Origin of the sequence: Bacteroides sp. ET489, from assembly GCF_030518095.1 — a bacterium.
Taxonomy (GTDB): domain Bacteria; phylum Bacteroidota; class Bacteroidia; order Bacteroidales; family Bacteroidaceae; genus Bacteroides; species Bacteroides ndongoniae.
On record NZ_JAULLJ010000010.1, the window covers coordinates 51345 to 71398 of the forward strand.

Consider the following 20054-nt stretch of genomic DNA (forward strand, 5'->3'; position numbering starts at 1 on the left):
TATGAAAAGAAACTATCCGGTAGGCATACAGAATTTTGAAAAGATACGTAGCGGAAACTACTGCTATATCGATAAAACAGAACTGATTTACAAATTGGTGAAATCAGGGCAGTATTATTTCCTAAGTCGTCCCCGTCGCTTCGGAAAGAGTCTGCTAATCTCTACCATAGAAGCATACTTTCAGGGGAAAAAGGAACTTTTCGAAGGGCTTGCCATGGAGACGTTGGAGACGGAATGGACCGAGTATCCCATCCTGCACTTGGATTTGAACGCCCAGAAATATGATACACCGGAAAGCCTGTACAGCATCCTTAACGATGCTTTGTGTGCTTGGGAGGCGATGTACGAAACCCGTCCCAGTGAGACGACCCTGTCCTTACGCTTCCAGGGGGTGATACAGCGTGCGGCAGAGAAGTGGGGGCGCAACGTGGTCATCCTCATCGACGAGTACGATAAACCCATGCTTCAGGCCATCGGCAACGAAGCGTTGCTGACCGACTACCGCAACACGCTGAAAGCCTTCTATGGCGTGATGAAGAGTTGCGACCGCTACATTAAGTTCGCTCTGTTGACCGGAGTAACCAAGTTCAGCAAGGTTAGCGTGTTCAGCGATCTGAACAACCTGAGAGATATCTCCATGTCCAACCATTTCGCCAATCTGTGCGGCATCACCGAAGAAGAACTGTACAGTAACTTCCAGGAAGACATCATTGAATTAGGTCGGCAGAACAAGCTGACTGAAGAGGAAACCAAGGCTGCACTGAAAGAAATGTACGATGGCTACCACTTCACCGAGGAGAGCGAAGATATTTATAATCCCTTTAGCTTGCTCAACACATTTGCAGAAATGCGGTTCGGAAGCTACTGGTTCGAAACCGGTACACCCACTTTCTTGGTCGAACTGCTGAAGCACAGTCGTTACGACCTGCACCGCCTGACCGAAGAAATGGCTTCTGCCGACTCGTTGGGAGGTATTGATACGATGCACACCAATCCGGTGCCCATCTTGTATCAGAGCGGTTACCTGACTATTAAGGGTTACGACTGTGAGTTCCAAGTTTACTATTTAGGATTCCCCAATAAAGAAGTAGAAGAAGGTTTCACCAAATTCCTTCTACCCCGTTATGCCCACTTGGAGACGGGCAACCCATCGTTCGAGATTATGAGTTTCGTCAAGGATGTGCGTCAGGGCGATGCGGATGCTTTCCTCCGACGGCTTCAGAGTTTCTTTGCCGACAGCCCTTACGAACTGGCACGCGACCTGGAACTGCACTACCAGAATGTGCTTTTCATTGTGTTCAAACTGCTGGGTTTCTATACACAAGCCGAGTATCACACTTCCAGCGGACGCATCGATATGGTGGTGAAGACAGATAAGTACATTTATGTCATGGAGTTCAAGCTGGACGGTACCGCCGAAGAAGCACTACAACAGATTAATGACAAGCAGTATGCCCTGCCCTTTGCCTCCGACTCACGGAAACTGTTTAAGGTAGGCGTGAACTTCAGCAAGGAGATACGGGGGATAGAGGGATGGTTGATAGAAGATTAACATTTAATTCGAGTGCATTATGAAAAGAAACTATCCGGTAGGCATACAGAACTTTGAAGAAATCCGTAAGGGAAATTATCTCTACATTGACAAGACGGCTTTAATCTACAGACTTGTGGAAAGCGGTAAATACTATTTCCTGAGCCGCCCCCGTCGGTTCGGGAAGAGCCTGCTTATCTCTACCTTAGAGGCATATTTCCAGGGACGGAAGGATTTGTTTGAAGGACTTGCCATGGAAACGTTGGAGACGGAATGGACGGAATACCCCATCCTGCATCTCGATCTCAATACCAAGAAATACGAGAACCATTCTTCGCTTAATGAAATCCTGAATCAGCACCTCGAAAAATGGGAAGCTGTCTACGGTGACGAAAAAAAGGAACGTTCGCCCGAGGAGCGTTTTTCTTATATGATAGAAAAAATCAGTACGGTTACGGGGCACAACGTGGTCATCCTCATCGACGAGTACGATAAACCCATGCTTCAGGCCATCGGCAACGAAGCGTTGCTGACCGACTACCGCAACACGCTGAAAGCCTTCTACGGCGTGATGAAGAGCTGCGACCGTTACATCAAGTTCGCCCTACTGACCGGAGTAACCAAGTTCAGCAAGGTTAGCGTGTTCAGCGACCTGAACAACCTGATGGACATCTCCATGTCCAACCGTTTCGCCAATCTGTGCGGCATCACCGAAGAAGAACTGTACAGTAACTTTCAGGAAGACATCATTGAATTAGGTCGGCAGAACAAGCTGACTGAAGAGGAAACCAAGGTTGCACTGAAAGAAATGTACGATGGCTACCACTTCACCGAGGAGAGCGAAGATATTTATAATCCCTTTAGCTTGCTCAACACATTTGCAGAAATGCGGTTCGGAAGCTACTGGTTCGAAACCGGTACACCCACTTTCTTGGTCGAACTGCTGAAGCACAGTCGTTACGACCTGCACCGCCTGACCGAAGAAATGGCTTCTGCCGACTCGTTGGGAGGTATTGATACGATGCACACCAATCCGGTGCCCATCTTGTATCAAAGCGGTTACCTGACTATCAAGGGGTACGATCGCGAGTTTCAAGTATATTACTTAGGATTCCCCAATAAAGAAGTAGAAGAAGGCTTTACCAAATTCCTGCTACCCCGTTATGCCCATTTGGAGACGGGTAACCCGTCGTTCGAAATTATGAGCTTCGTCAAGGACGTGCGTCAAGGCAATGCGGATGCTTTCCTCCGACGGCTTCAGAGTTTCTTTGCCGACAGCCCTTACGAATTGGCGCGCGATCTGGAACTGCATTATCAGAATGTGCTTTTCATTGTGTTTAAGCTGCTGGGGTTCTATACGCAAGCGGAGTATCACACTGCCAATGGACGCATCGATATGGTAGTGAAGACAGACAAATACATTTATGTCATGGAGTTCAAGTTGGACGGCACCGCCGAAGAAGCGTTGCAACAGATTAACGACAAACAGTATGCCCTGCCCTTTGCTTCCGACTCACGGAAACTGTTTAAGGTAGGCGTGAACTTCAGCAAGGAAACGCGAGGGATAGAGGGATGGCTGATAGAAGATTAATATTATTACAGAGAGTCAATATACTATTTTATCATTATTGCAAACATCTTTAAAGTTATGAAAAAAGGAGTCTTGTATGTGGCCCTTGCCGGCCTGTTGTTTTCGTCTTGTTGCACTATCTTTACCGGTTCGCGCCAAGCGGTAACGTTCATGGCGCCCAACGGCACCAAGATTTTTGATGCGGCGACCAATGTGAAGATTGCCGAAGTGAAGGAAGAAAACACTGTAACTGCCAAAATCAAAAAGAGCCGCGAGGACAAACAACTGATAGCCCGCAAGGAAGGTTTCAATCCTACACCTTTCCTGCTCGAAACCAATTTCAATGCTTCCAGTCTGTGGAATATTCTTTTCTGGCCGGGTTTCCTGGTTGACTTTGGAACCGGAAAGATGTTCAAGTGGGACAATACCATTGTGAACTTAGAGTTGGAACCTGCTGAGCAACAGACGGAAGGAGCCGAATGAAAGAACCTGTTTAAGGGACTGCTTTCTTTCAGGCACGGATTACGCGGAGACTCACGGATTATTTTCCGGTGTCTTTCCGTGTAATCCGTGCCTGAAAAATAATTAATATATCCTTTATTTACTTCTTTATCACTGCCCTCACCACGAACCAGGCGTGATGAACCACGGTACTCAGCCAGCCGTAATGCTTCGTCATGATGCGGAAACGTTCGTGCAGCGAAGCCTTGTGGTTGCGGGTGGTCATGCCTTCCTCTAAATAATCGATCAGAGTGAGGTGCGTATTGTGCAATACCTTTGACTTTTTCATGATGCGGATGCACCAGTCGAAGTCGGCCGAAAAGCGGTAGCTGAGGTCGTAGGGCTCGGCCAGCGTGCGCTTGGCGAAGAATGCCTGATGGCACACCAACATCCCATGTCGGAAGCTGCGCCACGTCAGATGTTCGGGTGCTTGAAGACGGCGCATGCGTACAAAGTGTCCTTCGGCATCGACCAGTTCCGTTTCGCCATAGAGTACGTCGGGCAGTTCGGTCAGTTCGCGCAGGGTGTGCACCATCTGTTGCAGGGTGTCGTCCTCGTGGAAGCTGTCGCCCGCGTTGAGGAAGCAGACGTAGTCGCCCGTGGCAAGGCGGAGGCCTTTGTTCATGGCGTCGTACAGTCCCTTGTCAGGTTCGCTTACGACGGTGGCGATGCGGTCGCGATAGCGGTTGATGATGGACAGGGTACGGTCCTTCGAGGCGCCGTCCACGATGATGTACTCCACGTGGTGGTAGGTCTGCGCAATGACACTTTGGATGGTATCTTCGATGGTAGCCTGGGCGTTGTAGCAGACGGTAATGACGCTGAACTTCGGTGTGAGGTGATTATGCATTGCTTCCGGTGACTTTGTTGTAGAGATCGGTGAACTTCTTGGCGATGACCTGTTCCGAATAGTGTGTCACTACTTTCCGGTAGGCTTCTTCGGACAGGCTGTTGTAGCCCGGGTCGGTCAGGGTCCAGTAGATGCCGTTGGCTAAGTCTTCCGACGATTTGTACTGTGCGACGTAGCCGTTGTGCAGGTGGTCTATCATCTCCGGTATGCCGCCTACGTTGAAGCCTACGCAGGGGATGCCGCATGCCATGGCTTCCATGATGGTGTTGGGCAGATTGTCCTGCAACGAGGGAGTGACGTAGATGTCAACCGAATTGTAGATGTTGACCAACTGGTGCTCGTCGTGTACGAAGTCCAGCGGATAGACTTTGAAGGGCAACAGGTTCTCCAATTGCTTCGACTGGTTGCCGAAAGCTACGATACCCAGTTCCTTCACCAGTTCGGGATGCTTTCCGGCCAGCAGTTTGCACGATTCAATCAGGTATTGCATGCCTTTGCGTGGGTCGGTGATTTTCACCGAGCCGAACAGTATCAGTTTGATGTCCTGCGGCAGCATGCACCGGCTTCGCGCTTCCTGCTTGCTGCGTGGCTTGAAGAGGTTGGTATTGATGGCGTTGGGGATGCTGATGATGTTCTGTCCCGTCAGCAACGCACTTTTCCGTGCCATGCCTTCGAGCCAGTGGCTGCATGCCACGAACGTGACGGGGTGGTTGCGGTAGAGCTCGCGTTTCTTGCGGAACACGCGGTTGGAAAGGTCTTTACGGCTTCCGCCGCCGTAGAGTTGGGGACAGTGGTGACACTCTTCTTCGTAGAGGCTGCAATCGCCGGCGTAGTGGCAGATGCCGGTTGCGGGCCACATGTCGTGCATGGTCCACACGATGGGCTTCCCCGAATCGAATATCTTTTTCAGGTTCTTCAGCGAGAGCATTCCCTGATTGATCCAATGCAGGTGGATGACGTCGGCCTGCTGGAATTCGGGCAGTGAGGTGATGTCCGTACCGGTGTTGGCAATGTCGATGGCGAACAGGTTGTGCTTCTTGAAGCGGTTGGCCTGCCAGATGCGGATGCGTTCCCACACGAATTTCCATACTAACCGCCAGCTGCGGTCGAGCGACACGACGGTGATCTGTTCGGTCTGCTTGTCGCGCACCAGCATTTTGGCCTTGATGCCGTTGTTCTTCAGGGCTTCCATCAGCCGGCTACAGGCTATGGCGGCGCCGCCGATACGTTCGGATGTATTGATCAATAGTACTCTCATCTTTTTGAATGGTCAATTGAAAAATAGAGAATAGACAATGAAATGCCCGTTATTTGCTGCAAAAGTAGTGGTTTTCGGCGAGAAACGGTGCAAAGTCACACATATTATTTGTACTTTTGCCCGTGTTATGACAAAGAACTAAATATATATTCTATATGAAAAAGGTTGTATTTGTAGGATTGGGTTACATTGGCCTGCCCACCGCGGCTGTAGCAGCCCATCATGGTTATCAGGTGGTAGGAGTGGACGTCAATCCCTCGGTAGTGGAAACCGTCAATCAGGGAAAAGTACATATCGTGGAGCCCGACCTGGAGCGGGTGGTGCGCGAAGCGGTGCAGAGCGGAAGTCTGCGTGCTGTCGCCAAACCCGAAGAGGCCGACGCCTTTTTCATCGTGGTTCCGACGCCCTTCAAGCAGAACCACCGTGCAGACATCACGTACGTAGAGGCTGCTACCCGTTCGGTCATTCCTTGTCTGAAGCCCGGCAACCTGTTTGTCATCGAATCGACTTCGCCTGTGTTCACCACCGAGCGTATGGCCGAACTCATCTTCAGCCAGCGTCCCGAACTGAAGGGACAGATCTTCATCGCCTACTGTCCCGAGCGTGTGTTGCCTGGCAATACCCTTTACGAACTGGTGCACAACGATCGTGTAATAGGTGGCATCGATGAGGCTTCGACCGACAAGGCCATCGAGTTCTACTCCGCCTTCGTGCAAGGTAAGCTGCACCGTACCAATGCCCGTACGGCCGAGATGTGCAAGCTGACGGAGAATTCCAGCCGCGACGCGCAGATTGCCTTTGCCAACGAGCTGTCCATGATTTGCGACCGTGCCGGTATCAACGTGTGGGAGCTCATCGAACTGGCCAACAAACACCCGCGTGTCAACATCCTGCAACCCGGTTGCGGCGTGGGCGGACACTGCATCGCCGTAGACCCGTGGTTCATTGTTTCCGACTATCCCGAGCAGGCACAGCTCATCAAGCGCGCCCGCGAGACCAACGACTATAAGGCCGACTGGTGTGCCAACAAGGTGCTGGAAGCCTGCCGTAAGTTTGTCGAAGAGCAGGGACGCGAGCCGGTAGTAGCCTGCATGGGCCTGGCTTTCAAGCCCAACATCGACGACCTGCGCGAGTCGCCCGCCAAGTATATTGCCTCGCGTGTGGTTTCGGAGAGCCGTGCCGATGTGCTGATTGTGGAGCCCAACATCGAAACCCATCCCAGCTTCCACCTGACCGGCTATGAAGAGGCTTACCGTCGGGCCGACATCGTGGCGTGGTTAGTGCGCCATACGCCCTTCCTCAGCATCCCTAAGGACAGCTCGAAGATAGAGCTGGACTTCTGCGGGGTAAGAAAATGAAATAAAAACAGACTGACCCATGAAAAAGATACTGCTTGTTTTCGGTACCCGCCCCGAAGCCATCAAGATGGCACCGTTGGTGAAAGCCCTGCAAGGCGACCGTGAGGCTTTTGAAACCCGTGTTTGCGTCACTGCCCAGCACCGCCAGATGCTGGATCAGGTGCTCGAAGTGTTTGACATCGTACCCGAGTACGACCTGAACATCATGGCGCCCAATCAGGACCTGTACGACATCACTTCGCGTGTGCTGCTGGGCTTGCGCGACGTGCTGAAGGACTTCCGTCCCGACGTGGTACTGGTTCACGGCGACACTACGACTTCTATGGCCGCTTCGCTGGCTGCCTTCTACATGCAGATACCCGTAGGACACGTGGAAGCAGGGCTGCGCACGTACAACATGCTGTCGCCCTGGCCCGAAGAGATGAACCGTCAGGTGACCGACCGCATCACTTCGCTCTACTTTGCTCCTACCGATCAGTCGCGGCAGAACCTGCTGCGCGAGGGCGTGGCCGACGGAAAGATATTCGTTACCGGAAACACAGTCATCGACGCCCTGCTGATGGCGGTGGACATTATCGACCACAAGCCGGGCATGAAGGAAAAGGTGCATGCCGAACTCCTGTCCAAGGGTTACGAGGTGGGCCGTCGTCCCTACATCCTTGTCACCGGACACCGTCGCGAGAACTTCGGCGAAGGCTTCCAGCACATCTGCCGTGCCATCCGTGAGATTGCCGGTCGTCATCCGGAGATGGACATTGTCTATCCCGTCCATCTGAATCCCAACGTGCAGAAGCCCGTCTATGAACTGCTGTCAGGACTTGACAACGTACGCCTGATTGCCCCGCTGGACTATCTGCCTTTTGTTTACGCCATGCGTCACTCCACCCTGCTGCTGACCGACAGCGGTGGCGTGCAGGAAGAGGCTCCTTCGTTGGGCAAGCCGGTACTGGTGATGCGCGACACCACCGAGCGTCCCGAAGCCGTAGAGGCAGGAACGGTGAAGCTGGTGGGTACGGATGCCGATGCCATCGTGGCCAACGTGTCCGAACTGCTGACGGATGCGGATATGTATCGCCGCATGTCCGAGACTCACAATCCTTACGGCGACGGCCGTGCCTGCGAACGGATTGTAAAGGCGCTGACCGAGGCCGTACGCTGAGGCTTCCGGTTGGCTTTGGGCTGGGACGGCTGTGGCCGCCAGCCTGTTTTCTGATGCTATTTCCCTGGTGATATGGTTGCTGCACGTCCGCTGCACTGTCTGTGCACGCCCGCTGCAGAGTTACTGCACGCCCGTTGCAGAGCCACTGCACGCCCGTTGCAGAGTTACTGCACGCCTGTTGCAGTGTCACTGCACGCTTGTTTGCAGCGTCACTGCACACTTGTTTGCAGCGCGACTGCAACCTGTGTGCAGAAAGAACGGCACCTGCCTTCGGACCGACAGACGTCAGCGACGGAGGAAATCGGCGAAGGCTTTCAGGTAGCGTTCGCTGACGGTGTCGATGTTGATTTGCTCGCGGATGATGCGTTCCGACTCCTGTCCCATGCGGCGGCACTCCTGGGGCGAGGCCAGCAGTTGGAGGATTTTTTCGGTCAGACTGTCGGCATCGCCGTCGCGGAAGAAGAGACCGTTTCGTCCGTCGGTCACCAGGTCGCGCTCGGTACTGTCGCACACGGAGCAGACCACGGGCAGGGCGTAGGTCATGGCGTCGTTGATGGACAGTCCGCCCATGCCGGCCAGCACATAGACGGTTGCCTCGTTCATGTAAGCTCCCAGTTCCTTCGGGTCGTAAACGGCGCCGATGAAGCGCACGCAGCCACGCCCGTCAACCCCGTTCTCTTCCTTGCTGCGGAGGGGCAAGCCTAAGGAGGCGGCTTGCTTCTTCAGGTTGTCCAGTTCGGGACCGTTGCCCACGATGACTAATTCGGCATCGGGATATTGGGTCAGCGTCCGGGCGAAAGCTTCGATGAGCAGGTCCACGCGTTTCCATTTTACCAACCGCCCGATGTGGAGCAGTCGCCTTTCCGACGGTGGCAACAGGGCGGGGGCAGCCAGTACGGCAGCCTTCTCGCGCCACAGGGCTTCGGTGTCTGTCGAGTTATAGGTGACGTGAATCTGTTCGCGCTTCACGCCGTACGAAGGCAGGATGTCGTAGGCCGCCGTGGAGTAGTTGAGGGTACCTGCGACGCGGGCATAGCAGTACTTGCGGATGCGGGCCGTCAGCCACTGGCGCAGGTAGAAAGCCTTGCCCGTGCTGAGCAGGCGCATGCCTTCGTCGTACATGGGGTGTTGGCGGAAGTAATCGCGTATCTGTCCGTAGGGCGGTGTCTGGAAGGGAATCTCGCGAATCACCAACCGGGCGCCACAACGCTTCAGGGCACGGCGCAGCGACGGCTGGAAGAAGACCTGCAGAAAGTAGGGCCAGCCCAGCACAACGATGTCGGGGCGTTCGTCGGCAATGATGCTGGGCAGGGCAGGGAATCCGCTTTTGCCGTAATACATCTTCTTTTCCTGTGTATTGAGGTGGCGGTAAGCACCTTCTTCCACCATCTTGACGCCTTTGCCGATGGTGGCGTTTCCTTTCTGGGGGCTGACGACGGTGATGTCGGCTCCTTTGGTCTGGAGTTTCTCCAGCATGGCGTTCAGGTAGTGGGGCATTCCGCCGAAGGTGAATAATACTTTCATAATGGTTAATGATAAATGGTTAATGGTGAATGGTGAAGGGTTCAGGTATAGCTTTTCAGGATGGGGACCAGACGTTGCAGGCTGTGCTGTGCGGCGTAGGCGGCCGGTCCTTCGGGGCAGGGCACACCGTCGCGGCAGAGGCGGACGATGGCTTCGCGGCAGGCCTGGGTATCGTCTTCGGCAATGGCAATGCCTGTGCCGTAGTGCTCTACACGCCGTCCCATGCACTGTCCGCTGCTTACCACGATGGGACGGCCGAAAGCAGCGGCCTTGGTCAGCAAGTTGCTGCTGCCGCTGAAGTGGCGGTAGGCGGCAAAGACTACGTCGCTGGCAGCTATCAGGGCGTTGAAGCAGGCTTCGTCGGGAATGCGCTCCAAGGCAAACAGGCAGTTGGCGTGGGCGGCTTCGAAGGCCTTGACCCGGCGGGTCTGCTCTTCGGTCAGCCACGACTTTCCTGCCATCAGGAAGAAGTATTCGTCCGCGGGCAGGGTGGGAATGACGCTCAGTAGCAGGTCGATGCCCTTGCGGGTGCCGATGGAGCCTGTCAGCGAAACGATTTTCCGTCCGGCGGCCCGTTCGCGTAGCGTATGCAGCAGGGGATAACTCTCGTCGGGTTGTGACAGGTCGGCAAAGTCGGGCAGGCAGTCGATGCGGGACTGGAATCTCTTCAGACTGTCTGTGGAGAACTCGTTCAGCACACCTATTCCCTGGCAATGACGGCTGCGCAGGTAGGGACGGACGTCGGGCTGTCCCGGACGGTAGGCAGGCAGCATGGACTGTACCAGCAGCCCGCTCCACGGATAGGGCATCAGGCGGTCGAACAGGGCGAGAGGCCCCAGCGTGGGCAGCAGGTCGTCCAAGCAGGGAAAGTAAACCTGGTCGGGATGGAAATCGCCGATTTGTCTGTTGATGGTGGACAGGTTTTGCAGACGGATGCAGGCGTTGTGCAGCACCGTCAGCTTCTTGCGGATGGGTTGGCCGACGGGCAGCGGACGCAGCGGACGGGTGTCGATGGGCACGAAGGTGGCTGCTTGTTCGGTACCCGATGCCCGTGGGGCGCACAGCAGGACATCGTGTCCCAGACTGGCCCAGGCAAGGGTAAATTCTTTATAGTAAGTCTCGCGGTGACCGGAGACGGAGCAATCGATGACGGCTATCTTCATTTTTTCTTTCTGTTCGTTTCGGTGTTGGGGTTGATGGGGTGTTTGTCTGCTGGTGGTCCTTGTCAGGCCTGTCCGGATTTGTGCGGGGCAGAGGCTTGCGGTGCGGTCTGCAGAGCTGCTTCATAGACAGCCTTTAGCTTCTGTCCCGCCAGTCCGAAGTCGAAACGTTCGGCAATGGAACGGCGGATGGCAGCCTGATCGAAGGTCTCGTAGCGGTCGTACAGCAGTTTCATCTTCTCGGCCAGCAGTCCGACGTCGCCGGGCGGTATCAGGTAACCGCTTTCGGGCGTAATGATGTCCTCCGGACCGCCACAGACGGTGCCGATGGCAGGCATTCCGGTGGCCATGGCTTCGATGAACACGATGCCGAAGGTCTCGGCGTGCGAAGCCAGTACAAAGGCATCGCAACGGGCCAACAGGCGGGCCACTTCTTCGCGGGGCAACCGCCCTGTCAGAGTGACTTGCCGCTCCAGGTGCAGTTGTTGAATCAGGGCTTGCAGATGAGGCTGCTCCTCGCCGTCGCCGGCAATGACGAGCGACACGTGCGGCATCTGGCCAAAGCTGCAGCGGAAGGCTTCAATCAGTTCGGCAAATCCTTTCCGCGGATTCAGGTTGCCCACGCTGACAAAGGTAAAGCTGCGTTCCTTGTCCGTATGGCGGCCGCCGGGGCGGAAGGTGGAGATGTCTACAAAGTTGGGAATCACGGTGGCCTGGTCGGGGCGGACCAGGTAAGGCGTCAGGTTCTTCCGGAGCAATGAACCTACACAGATCACCTTGCGGGCCTGGCTGTAGGCAGTGCGCAACGTGGTGGCCTGGGTAGGCGTCACGTGCCCGTGGTTGATGGACGAAGCGTGCTCGGTGACCACGTAGGGAATGCCGTAGCGGCGGTAGGCCAGACGGGCGGCATAGCCGGCCCAGGTGCCGAAGTGGGCATGTATCAGGTCGGGCTTTCCGTAGTGGCGGATGTAGTTGCGCACGGCCAGCAGGGTCAGGTTGGCCCATATCAGTCCTCCGATGCGGGTAGTCAGTTTGGGGTTCCAGGCATGAAGGCGCAGGGTGACGAACGTGCCGTTGTCCTCGCGGGTCATCTGGAAGTGGCTTTCGTGGCAGAACCGCTTCCAGGTGAAGTCCTTGCGCAGCCGCTGTTCGGTATAGACCAGCCCGACGCGGCATCCGGCACGGGCTATCTGCATGGCCTGTTCGTGGAACATGTATCCGCGATGGGCGGGAGCTCCCGGCTCGGGATAGTACATGGGAAGAATCAGTATGTGCATGAGCTTGGGTTTTGAGGTGAAAGACGGAGGTTGTCGATGGTTTGCGCCAGTGCGTCGGAAGTGCCGCTTATCACTTTCCGGCAGAACATCTTGCCCGATTGCGTCAGCTTCGGCAGGTCGTCGGCGGTCAGTGCCTTGATGGCTTTGCCGTATTCGATGTAGTGCAACGGGGTCAGACCTGACAGGCCGGGATAGTCTCCCCGGTGCAGCAGGGCATGTGCCCCGAACGGGGAGTTGAAGACGAGGGTCTGGATACACAGTTCGCTGGGTACGAAGCTGGTGCGGAAGTAGCGTACTAATTGTTTCTCGGTGCAGAGCCGTTCATATACGTAGCGTGCGCAGGGCAGGGTCAGTGCCCAGTAGTCGGAGCCGAAATAGACTTCCGCTTTCTTTCCTTTTATATAGGTATAAGGCGGTTTGCGGACGGGGAGCAGTTTCATCAGGTGGCGCGAGGCTACGATGAACTTGTTTTTCCACCACTGGCTCCTCCACTCCAGGTCGCGGAAGAAGTGGTAGCAGACTATTTTGTTCCGCTGATAGGCAACGTGGCATTGCGACAGGTTCATGCCCATGATGAATTCCGTGTCGGCATATTCGTCGAAGTAGCGGTGAATCTCCGCATTGTTCCACAGCGGATAGTCCTGTCCGCTCAGGCATACCACGCGGCCGTAGTCCACCCCGCTGCGGATGACGGCGGCCAGCAGTTCCTTCTGGTATTCCACCTGTTCCCAACCACCCCAGCTTACCCAGTGCGAGGGGACGAAGGTGACCTTTCCTTCTAACAGTTGTCGGAAGGGGCGGTCGTCGGCTTTGCGGTCGATGTGGACGTAGAAGTCGGCATTGTCGTCCAGTGCGGCTATTAAGCGTGTTAGGTGGGGCGCATCTTTGTAGGCGGAAAGAATATAGGCTATGCGGCTCATACGATCTTTTTCTTTAAGAGGAATTGAATGCTTTCCTTGAAGATGACGGACTTCAGCCGCCACAGAATCAGGGCATACAGTGCGGCTACGGTGACTATCTTCGTCCCCATGGACAGGTAGAGGTTTTCGATGTTACGGGTCAGGTAGTGCGTACCGATGGTCAGCAGGGCCGAAAGACCCAGATAGGGCGCGATGTCTTTCAGCATGTCTTTCAGCATAAGGCCGATTTCGAGGTGGACGAAACGGAACCATACGAAGAGCCAGCCGATGTTGATTACAACAAAGGCACGCAGCATCCATTGCATGCCAAAGGGGTACAGGGCGCAGGCGGTGACCAGTTGCAGCAGGCAGATGCCGATGGTGTTCCACATGTATACGGACGAATGTCCCCGGCTGATGACCAAGTTGGAGAACAGGCTGCTGATGGGAATGAACGCCCCCCAGATGCAGAGCAGTTGCAGGATGTAGGCACTGGACAGCCACTTCTCGGTGATGGTGATGACAATCAGTTCACGGGCTATCAGGCTGAGCCCGAACATGGCGGGGAAAGAGATGAATGCCGTAAAGCGCAGCAACTTGCGGAACACGGCCAGTTGACGCTCGCGGTCGTCGGAGATGCTGGTAAAGACGGGCTGTGCAATGCCGTTTATCATGTTGGTGATGAGCGTATGACCCATGCCGTTCCATTTGTTGGCTTGCGTAAAGTCGCCGACTTCGTGGGCAGAGTAGAACTTACCCAGTATCATCGAGAACAGGTTGTTGTTGACGATGTTGACGATGTTGGTCACAATCAGCTTGCTGCTGAAACCTATCATGCTGCGGATGGGGCGCAGGTCGATGCTCAGGCTGGGACGCCAGCGGGCAAAGTAGAAGTTGAGCAGTGTGACCACGCTGACGAATGACAGCGACTGAACAGCCAGACCCCAGTAGGCGAATCCGTTGGCAGCCAGCGTAATGCCCACAACGCCCGACACGCACAGGGCGGAAATGGAGATGATGGTGGTTTCTTTAATCTTGAGATGCTTGAACAGATAAGCCCGTGGCGCAATGCTCAGACTGGAAATGACAAACCCCAGAAATAACAGACGCGACAGGGGAACAAGTTCAGGAATCCGGTAGAAATCTGCAATCAGCGGCGCGGCAAAGAATAGAATGAGGTAGAACGTAATGCTGCACAGCGTACTGAACCAGAAGACTGCATTGTAGTCGCGGTGTTCGGCCTGCTTCTTGTTGGTCAGTGCCGAGATGAATCCTCCTTCCTGCAAGGCTGAGGCAACGGCCGAAAAGACCGTAAGCAGTCCCACCATACCGTAGTCGGAACGGTCGAGCAGGCGTGCCAGAAAAATTCCGAAGACAAGGTTCAGCAGCTGTTGTATGCCGTTGCTGAATCCTCCCCAGAACAGGCCGCGGGCGGTTTTCTCTTTCAGAGTGCTTGGGCTCATACGTGCATGGAAAGATTCACCACAGAGGACACAGAGTTTCGCAGAGTCAGTTCATGTGTGTAACCATTGAAAAGAACTCTGTGAAACTCCGTGGTCTCTGTGGTGAGAATAAATTATTTCACTTCACTTCCCGGCTTCACCTCGCGCAGTACGGAAGTGACGGCCAGCGAGCCGTCGTAGTTCTCGGCAGAGAGGATCATGCCCTGGCTGACGAGGCCGTTCTTGAACTGGCGCGGAGCCAGGTTGGCGATGAACAATACTTGCTTGCCTACCAGCTCTTCGGGTTTGTAGTGTTGGGCGATGCCGCTTACGATGGTGCGGTTCTCCAGACCGTCGGCAATCTTGAACTGGAGCAGCTTCTTCATCTTGGGTACGGCCGAGCATTCGAGTACGGTACCTACACGGATATCGAGCTTCTCGAACTCTTCGAACGAGATGACGGGCTTCACAGGGTTTGCCTTGTAGTTGGCTGCCTCGTTGGCTTTCTTCGTAGCCAGCAGCTTGTCTACCTGTGCCTGGATGGCTTCGTCGTCAATCTTCTCGAACAGCAGTTCGGGTTCGCCCAGCTTGTGTCCGGCGGGCAGCAGGTCGGTGCGTCCCAGGTTGGCCCAGTCGAAGCTTTCCATGTTCAGCATGTGGCGCAGGCGTTCGCTGCTGAAGGGCAGGAAGGGTTCGAAGGCGATAGCCAGATTGGCTGTCAGTTGCAGAGCGATGTGCAGGATGGTCTGTACGCGGTTCATGTCGGTCTTTGCCAGCTTCCACGGTTCGGTGTCGGCCAGGTACTTGTTACCGATGCGGGCCAGGTTCATGGCTTCCTTCTGTGCATCGCGGAACTTGAATACGTCGAGCAGTTTCTCTACTTCGGTCTTCACGTCGGCAAATTCCTTCAGTGTTTCGCGGTCGTAGTCGGTCAGTTCGCCACAGGCGGGCACTATGCCGTCGAAGTATTTCTTGGTAAGTTGCAGGGCACGGTTCACGAAGTTGCCATAGACGGCTACCAGTTCGTTGTTGTTGCGTGCCTGGAAGTCTTTCCAGGTGAAGTCGTTGTCCTTCGTCTCGGGAGCGTTGGCGGTGAGCACGTAGCGCAGCACGTCCTGTTTGCCGGGGAAGTCCTGCAGATATTCGTGCAACCAAACGGCCCAGTTACGAGAAGTGGATATCTTGTCGCCTTCGAGATTGAGGAATTCGTTCGAGGGTACGTTGTCGGGCAGGATGTACGAACCTTCGGCTTTCAGCATGGCGGGGAAGACGATGCAGTGGAAGACGATGTTGTCCTTGCCGATGAAGTGGACGAGGCGTGTTTCGGGGTCTTTCCACCACTTCTCCCACGAGTCGGGCAGCAGTTCCTTGGTGTTGCTGATGTAGCCGATGGGAGCGTCGAACCATACGTAGAGCACTTTGCCCTCGGCACCTTCTACGGGCACGGGGATACCCCAGTCAAGGTCGCGGCTCACGGCACGCGGCTGCAATCCCATGTCGAGCCACGACTTGCACTGACCGTAGACGTTGGGACGCCATTCCTTGTGGTCTTCGAGAATCCATTGGCGCAACCAGCCTTCATGCTTGTCTAGCGGGAGGTACCAGTGCTTGGTTTCCTTCATGACAGGCGCGCTGCCGCTGATAGCACTTTTGGGGTTGATGAGCTCGGTGGGGCTCAGTGTCGAGCCGCACTTCTCGCACTGGTCGCCATAGGCACCTTCGGCATGGCAACGGGGGCACTCGCCGGTGATGTAGCGGTCGGCCAGGAAAGTCTTGGCTTCCTCATCATAATATTGCATGGAGGTCTTTTCGATGAATTCGCCCTTGTCGTAGAGCTTGCGGAAGAAGTCGGAAGCAGTCTTGTGGTGCACTTCCGAAGAGGTACGTCCGTAGACGTCGAACGAGATGCCGAACTCCTTGAACGAATCGCGTATCAGGGTGTGATAACGGTCGACGATGTCCTGCGGCGTGCAGCCTTCCTTCTTGGCGCGGATGGTGATGGGCACTCCGTGCTCGTCGCTTCCGCCGATGAAGATGACGTCTTCCTTCTTGAGTCGCAGGTAGCGGACGTAGATGTCGGCCGGTACATAGACGCCGGCCAGGTGTCCGATATGAACAGGTCCGTTGGCATAGGGCAGTGCCGATGTCACGGTGGTACGTTTGAATTTCTTTTCCATATCTGTATGTATCTCTTTTGTTATGAACGCTTTTGGAAATAAATATGTGCAAAGATAGCGGTTTTCTGCCAATTTGGTATATACTTCCAGAATCTTTCCAGATTTAGCCCTCATCTTTGCAGCAAACAAATGAGTATGATTAACTAAAAAAGAAAGGAAATGATTATGAAACTGAAGATGTTTTTTATGTTGCTGGCAGCTGGCCTGTTGAGTCTGAACTTGCAAAGTTGTGACGACGATGATGACAAAGGTATTGCCGTATCGGCCGAATTGCAAAATGCCTTTGCCGAGAAATATCCTAATACACAAGTGGTGAAGTGGGAGACGGAAGGTGCCCACTACGTAGCCGAATTCTATAATGACCGGTACGAGGCCGATGCCTGGTTTACTCCCGACGGCATCTGGCAGATGACCGAGACCGACCTGCCTTACGATGTACTGCCTGCAGCGGTGAGAAGCGCTTTCCAAAGCAGCCAGTATGCCCAGTGGAAGGTAGAAGACGTGGACATGGTAGAACGCAGAGCGATGGAGACAGTCTACGTGATTGAAGTAGAGTCGGGCAATCAGGAAATGGATCTGCACTACAATGTTGACGGTATTCTCGTAAAGGAAGTACCCGATACGGACGGTGGCGCCGGCAGCTACTTGCCTTCCGACCTGACAGATGCCATGCGTACCTTTATCGAAAAGAACTATCCCGGTGCCAGCATTGTAGAGACTGACTACGAGGCCAACTGGGTAGAGGTAGACATCATTCACGACCGCACGGCGAAAGAAGTACGCTTCACTACTGCCGGTGAGTGGGTTTCCACTTCGTGGGACATACGTTTGACCGATGTTCCGCAGGTTGTAAAAGACGCAGCCCTGGCCGCTCATGCCGGTTTCGTGATGGACGATGCCGACTACGTGCAGACTCCTGCCGGCGATTACTACCTGATCGAACTGGAGAAAGGCGAACAGGATGTATATGTAAAGGTGCAGGCGGACGGAACGGTGCTGCAATAACGGTTGTATTTTCTTGACCGTTTTCCAGATAGAGAGGGGCACAGAGTACGAAACGGGTGTTCAATGACCGGCGTACTTCTGTGCTCCTTTTCTTTTTCAGTCCTTTGGTGTGCCTGGATAAGGTCTGTCTTTGTCATGCCCCTCATTACTCCTTTTCCCCTCTCTTCCCTACCTTTCTATCATCTTTCTCATTACTTTCGTTTCATCTCGCATGCCGGGATGCACATCTCGGCAGTCGGGATGCATATCTCAGCACGCGGGATGTACGTTTCGCGCCGCGAGATGTAAGCTGTCTAAAGGATGGGAGCATTCTTCCTGCTACATAGCTGTATGCTTTTACTATATCCGGTTATTCCTTTCCCTTATGTTTGATGTGCTTTCTGTCATATTACACACGTTTGTAACATGGTTGGCGTACTTTTGCAGTGCAAATTGAACCAATGAACAAATCTGTATGTATGCGATTGAAACTTTAAAGGATGAACGTACTTTGGTACTCCGCTTGATTGATGGAGACGAGGAGGCTTTTTGTGAACTTTATGCAGCATATAAGAACCGGCTTATTTATTTTGCCATGCGTTTCCTGAAGTCGCGCGACTATGCAGAGGATGTTTTTCAGGATGCCTTTACCGTCATCTGGCAGGGAAGACGTTTTATCAATCCCGATACTTCTTTTTCTTCTTATCTTTATACCATTGTCCGTAACCGTATTCTGAACCAGCTTCGCAATCTGGAAAAGGAGGAGAATCTGCGTGACTATATCCTGTCACAAGCTGTAGATTATAGTGATGATACCCGGCAGCATATCCTTGCAAACGATCTCCGAAACCTGATTTCTAGTGCCATGCATCAGTTGACTGATCGGCAACGTGAGATTTTTGAAATGAGTCGAGAGGAGCAAATGTCTCATCGTGAGATTGCAGAGGCTTTGGGGATTTCTGTCAATACGGTACAGGAACATATTTCTTCGTCTCTTCGTATTCTTCGGAGTTATCTGAAAAAATATGTTGTGACGTATGCTGACCTTGTATTGTTGCTTATTTGTTTGCGTTTCTAGAAAAGATAAACGATATGGTTAAATGATGTTAATCACACCCTAGTGTTTTCTTTCTATAGTGTATATGTCATATAAATGAAACATGTCTTTAGAAAGAATTTTGTAGTTGCGATTTTAAATTAGGTATGGAAGATAAAAAGAAAGATAGAACACTGTTGCATCGTTATGTAGACAATCTTTATACAACAGAGGAGGCCCGACGGTTATTGGAAGAATGCCGGACAGGTTCATCCGATGAACTGTTCAATGATATGTCGGCAGAGATTTGGGAAGAATCCTCTTTCCACCAGTTTGAAACGGATGTGGAGCGGGAAAAATATAAAGATGAAGCCCGCCAGCTGTTGCATCGTATTAATGGAAACAAGTCGAAAAAATATTACCGTCTGTGGCATGCTGTAGCGGGAGTGGCGGCAGTGTTATGCCTGGTTTGGGGTGGTATTTACTATTTCCGATATGTGGCAGACGGACAGATTACTTATCTGACAGCTTCTACTTCTTTTGGCGAGCATAAGAAGGTTTGTTTGCCTGACGGTACATGTTTGGTGCTTAATGCTTGTTCACAGATACGTTATCCCAATCGTTTTGTGGGCAAGGAACGGCGGGTTTCGCTGGAGGGTGAGGCTTATTTTTGCGTTACCCGTAACGAGAAACAGGCTTTTGTGGTTGATGCTCCCGGCTTGGATGTACGTGTGTTGGGCACTACTTTTAATGTCAAATCTTATTCTTCCGACGAGACAGCCTATGTAGACGTGGAAAGCGGAAAAGTACAGGTGGATATGCCCGAGGCTATGATGAGGCTGAAGGCTAATGAACGGGTAATTGTCAATCGGACACAGGGCGAATATAGCAAGTTGTGCGAAGACTGTGCTGTTGCTACTTGGCGCAATGGTAGCCTGCGCTTTGCTTCTACTCCTATCCACGATGTGGCTAAAGAATTGGAGCGTATGTACAATTGCCGTATTGTTTTTGCCAAGGGGCAGAAGTTCGACAATATAATCTCGGGTGAGCATGAGAATAAAAGTTTGGAGGCTGTTCTTCAGTCTATTCAATACACCAGTGGCATTCACTATAGCATAAAGGGAAACGAAGTACTATTCTATAAGGATTAAAAAAAGTTAATGTCTCCCCAGCATTTTGTGCGTTGGGTGTATTCTTTAGCGGAGACTCCAAAAAAACAACAGGTAAATAAGTAAGAATTAAAAAACGCACAATCTATGAATTATCTTTCTAGACTCAGAAAGAAAAACAAAAATGCTAATTTATTTATTGCATTTTTGTTCTTTGCA

General features: G+C 53.2%; 16 protein-coding genes. 8 read left to right on the forward strand and 8 right to left on the reverse strand.

Annotation, left to right across the window (positions count from 1 at the left end; genetic code table 11):
- Position 1 precedes the first annotated feature (1 nt).
- The 3 genes from Q3C19_RS07855 to Q3C19_RS07865 are packed head-to-tail and all read left to right on the forward strand — an operon-like array spanning position 2 to position 3584.
- A complete protein-coding gene (locus Q3C19_RS07855) occupies positions 2–1552 on the forward strand; it encodes an ATP-binding protein (RefSeq protein WP_302728405.1) in 1551 nt (516 codons plus the stop codon).
- A gap of 19 nt (positions 1553–1571) precedes the next feature.
- A complete protein-coding gene (locus Q3C19_RS07860) occupies positions 1572–3122 on the forward strand; it encodes an ATP-binding protein (RefSeq protein WP_302728407.1) in 1551 nt (516 codons plus the stop codon).
- Positions 3123–3179: 57 nt separating this feature from the next.
- Entirely contained in the window at positions 3180–3584 is a 405-nt protein-coding gene (locus tag Q3C19_RS07865) for a hypothetical protein (protein ID WP_302728409.1), read from the forward strand.
- 118 nt (positions 3585–3702) lie between these two features.
- Here the strand turns inward: Q3C19_RS07865 and Q3C19_RS07870 are convergent, their stop codons facing one another.
- A complete protein-coding gene (locus Q3C19_RS07870) occupies positions 3703–4452 on the reverse strand; it encodes a glycosyltransferase family 2 protein (protein ID WP_302728411.1) in 750 nt (249 codons plus the stop codon).
- Positions 4445–5710, reverse strand: coding sequence for a glycosyltransferase family 4 protein (locus Q3C19_RS07875; protein ID WP_071148123.1), 1266 nt, complete (start codon positions 5708–5710; stop codon positions 4445–4447). Before Q3C19_RS07875 ends, Q3C19_RS07870 begins: the two co-directional genes overlap by 8 nt.
- Before the next feature lie 155 nt (positions 5711–5865).
- Between Q3C19_RS07875 and wecC the strand changes: the two genes are divergently transcribed.
- Both wecC and wecB read left to right on the forward strand, forming a co-directional pair.
- Positions 5866–7068 (forward strand): UDP-N-acetyl-D-mannosamine dehydrogenase, encoded by a 1203-nt coding sequence (wecC, locus tag Q3C19_RS07880; RefSeq protein ID WP_302728414.1) that lies wholly within the window; start codon positions 5866–5868, stop codon positions 7066–7068.
- Between the two features lie 19 nt (positions 7069–7087).
- A complete protein-coding gene (wecB, locus tag Q3C19_RS07885; protein ID WP_302728416.1) occupies positions 7088–8227 on the forward strand; it encodes a non-hydrolyzing UDP-N-acetylglucosamine 2-epimerase in 1140 nt (379 codons plus the stop codon).
- Positions 8228–8512: 285 nt separating this feature from the next.
- On the opposite strand, the gene Q3C19_RS07890 is transcribed toward wecB, so the two are convergent.
- The 6 genes from Q3C19_RS07890 to metG all read right to left on the reverse strand — a co-directional run bounded on the left by Q3C19_RS07890 (position 8513) and on the right by metG (position 16706).
- Positions 8513–9751 carry a glycosyltransferase family 4 protein gene (locus tag Q3C19_RS07890; protein ID WP_288911048.1) on the reverse strand — a complete coding sequence of 413 codons (1239 nt, stop codon included), beginning with the start codon at positions 9749–9751 and terminating at the stop codon, positions 8513–8515.
- A gap of 41 nt (positions 9752–9792) precedes the next feature.
- The gene (locus Q3C19_RS07895) at positions 9793–10914 is read right to left on the reverse strand and encodes a glycosyltransferase (protein WP_302728418.1); all 1122 of its coding nucleotides are present in this window, start codon (positions 10912–10914) and stop codon (positions 9793–9795) included.
- A gap of 62 nt (positions 10915–10976) precedes the next feature.
- A complete protein-coding gene (locus Q3C19_RS07900) occupies positions 10977–12188 on the reverse strand; it encodes a glycosyltransferase family 4 protein (protein ID WP_302728420.1) in 1212 nt (403 codons plus the stop codon).
- Positions 12176–13108: a beta-1,6-N-acetylglucosaminyltransferase gene (locus Q3C19_RS07905; RefSeq protein WP_302728422.1), complete on the reverse strand. Its 933-nt coding sequence runs from the start codon at positions 13106–13108 to the stop codon at positions 12176–12178. Before Q3C19_RS07905 ends, Q3C19_RS07900 begins: the two co-directional genes overlap by 13 nt.
- Positions 13105–14550 (reverse strand): lipopolysaccharide biosynthesis protein, encoded by a 1446-nt coding sequence (locus tag Q3C19_RS07910; RefSeq protein WP_302728424.1) that lies wholly within the window; start codon positions 14548–14550, stop codon positions 13105–13107. Before Q3C19_RS07910 ends, Q3C19_RS07905 begins: the two co-directional genes overlap by 4 nt.
- 113 nt (positions 14551–14663) lie before the next feature.
- Positions 14664–16706: a methionine--tRNA ligase gene (gene metG / locus Q3C19_RS07915; protein ID WP_302728426.1), complete on the reverse strand. Its 2043-nt coding sequence runs from the start codon at positions 16704–16706 to the stop codon at positions 14664–14666.
- 165 nt (positions 16707–16871) lie between these two features.
- Here metG and Q3C19_RS07920 point away from each other — a divergent pair, with 165 nt between their 5' ends.
- From Q3C19_RS07920 to Q3C19_RS07930, 3 genes are all read left to right on the forward strand, one after another.
- Positions 16872–17711 carry a PepSY-like domain-containing protein gene (locus tag Q3C19_RS07920; RefSeq protein WP_302728428.1) on the forward strand — a complete coding sequence of 280 codons (840 nt, stop codon included), beginning with the start codon at positions 16872–16874 and terminating at the stop codon, positions 17709–17711.
- Between the two features lie 454 nt (positions 17712–18165).
- Complete coding sequence (locus Q3C19_RS07925; RefSeq protein WP_277120754.1) at positions 18166–18768, forward strand: RNA polymerase sigma-70 factor; 603 nt, start codon at positions 18166–18168, stop codon at positions 18766–18768.
- A 125-nt stretch (positions 18769–18893) separates the two neighbouring features.
- Positions 18894–19877, forward strand: a complete 984-nt coding sequence (locus Q3C19_RS07930; RefSeq protein ID WP_302728431.1) for a FecR family protein — start codon at positions 18894–18896, stop codon at positions 19875–19877.
- The last annotated feature ends 177 nt before the right edge of the window (positions 19878–20054 follow it).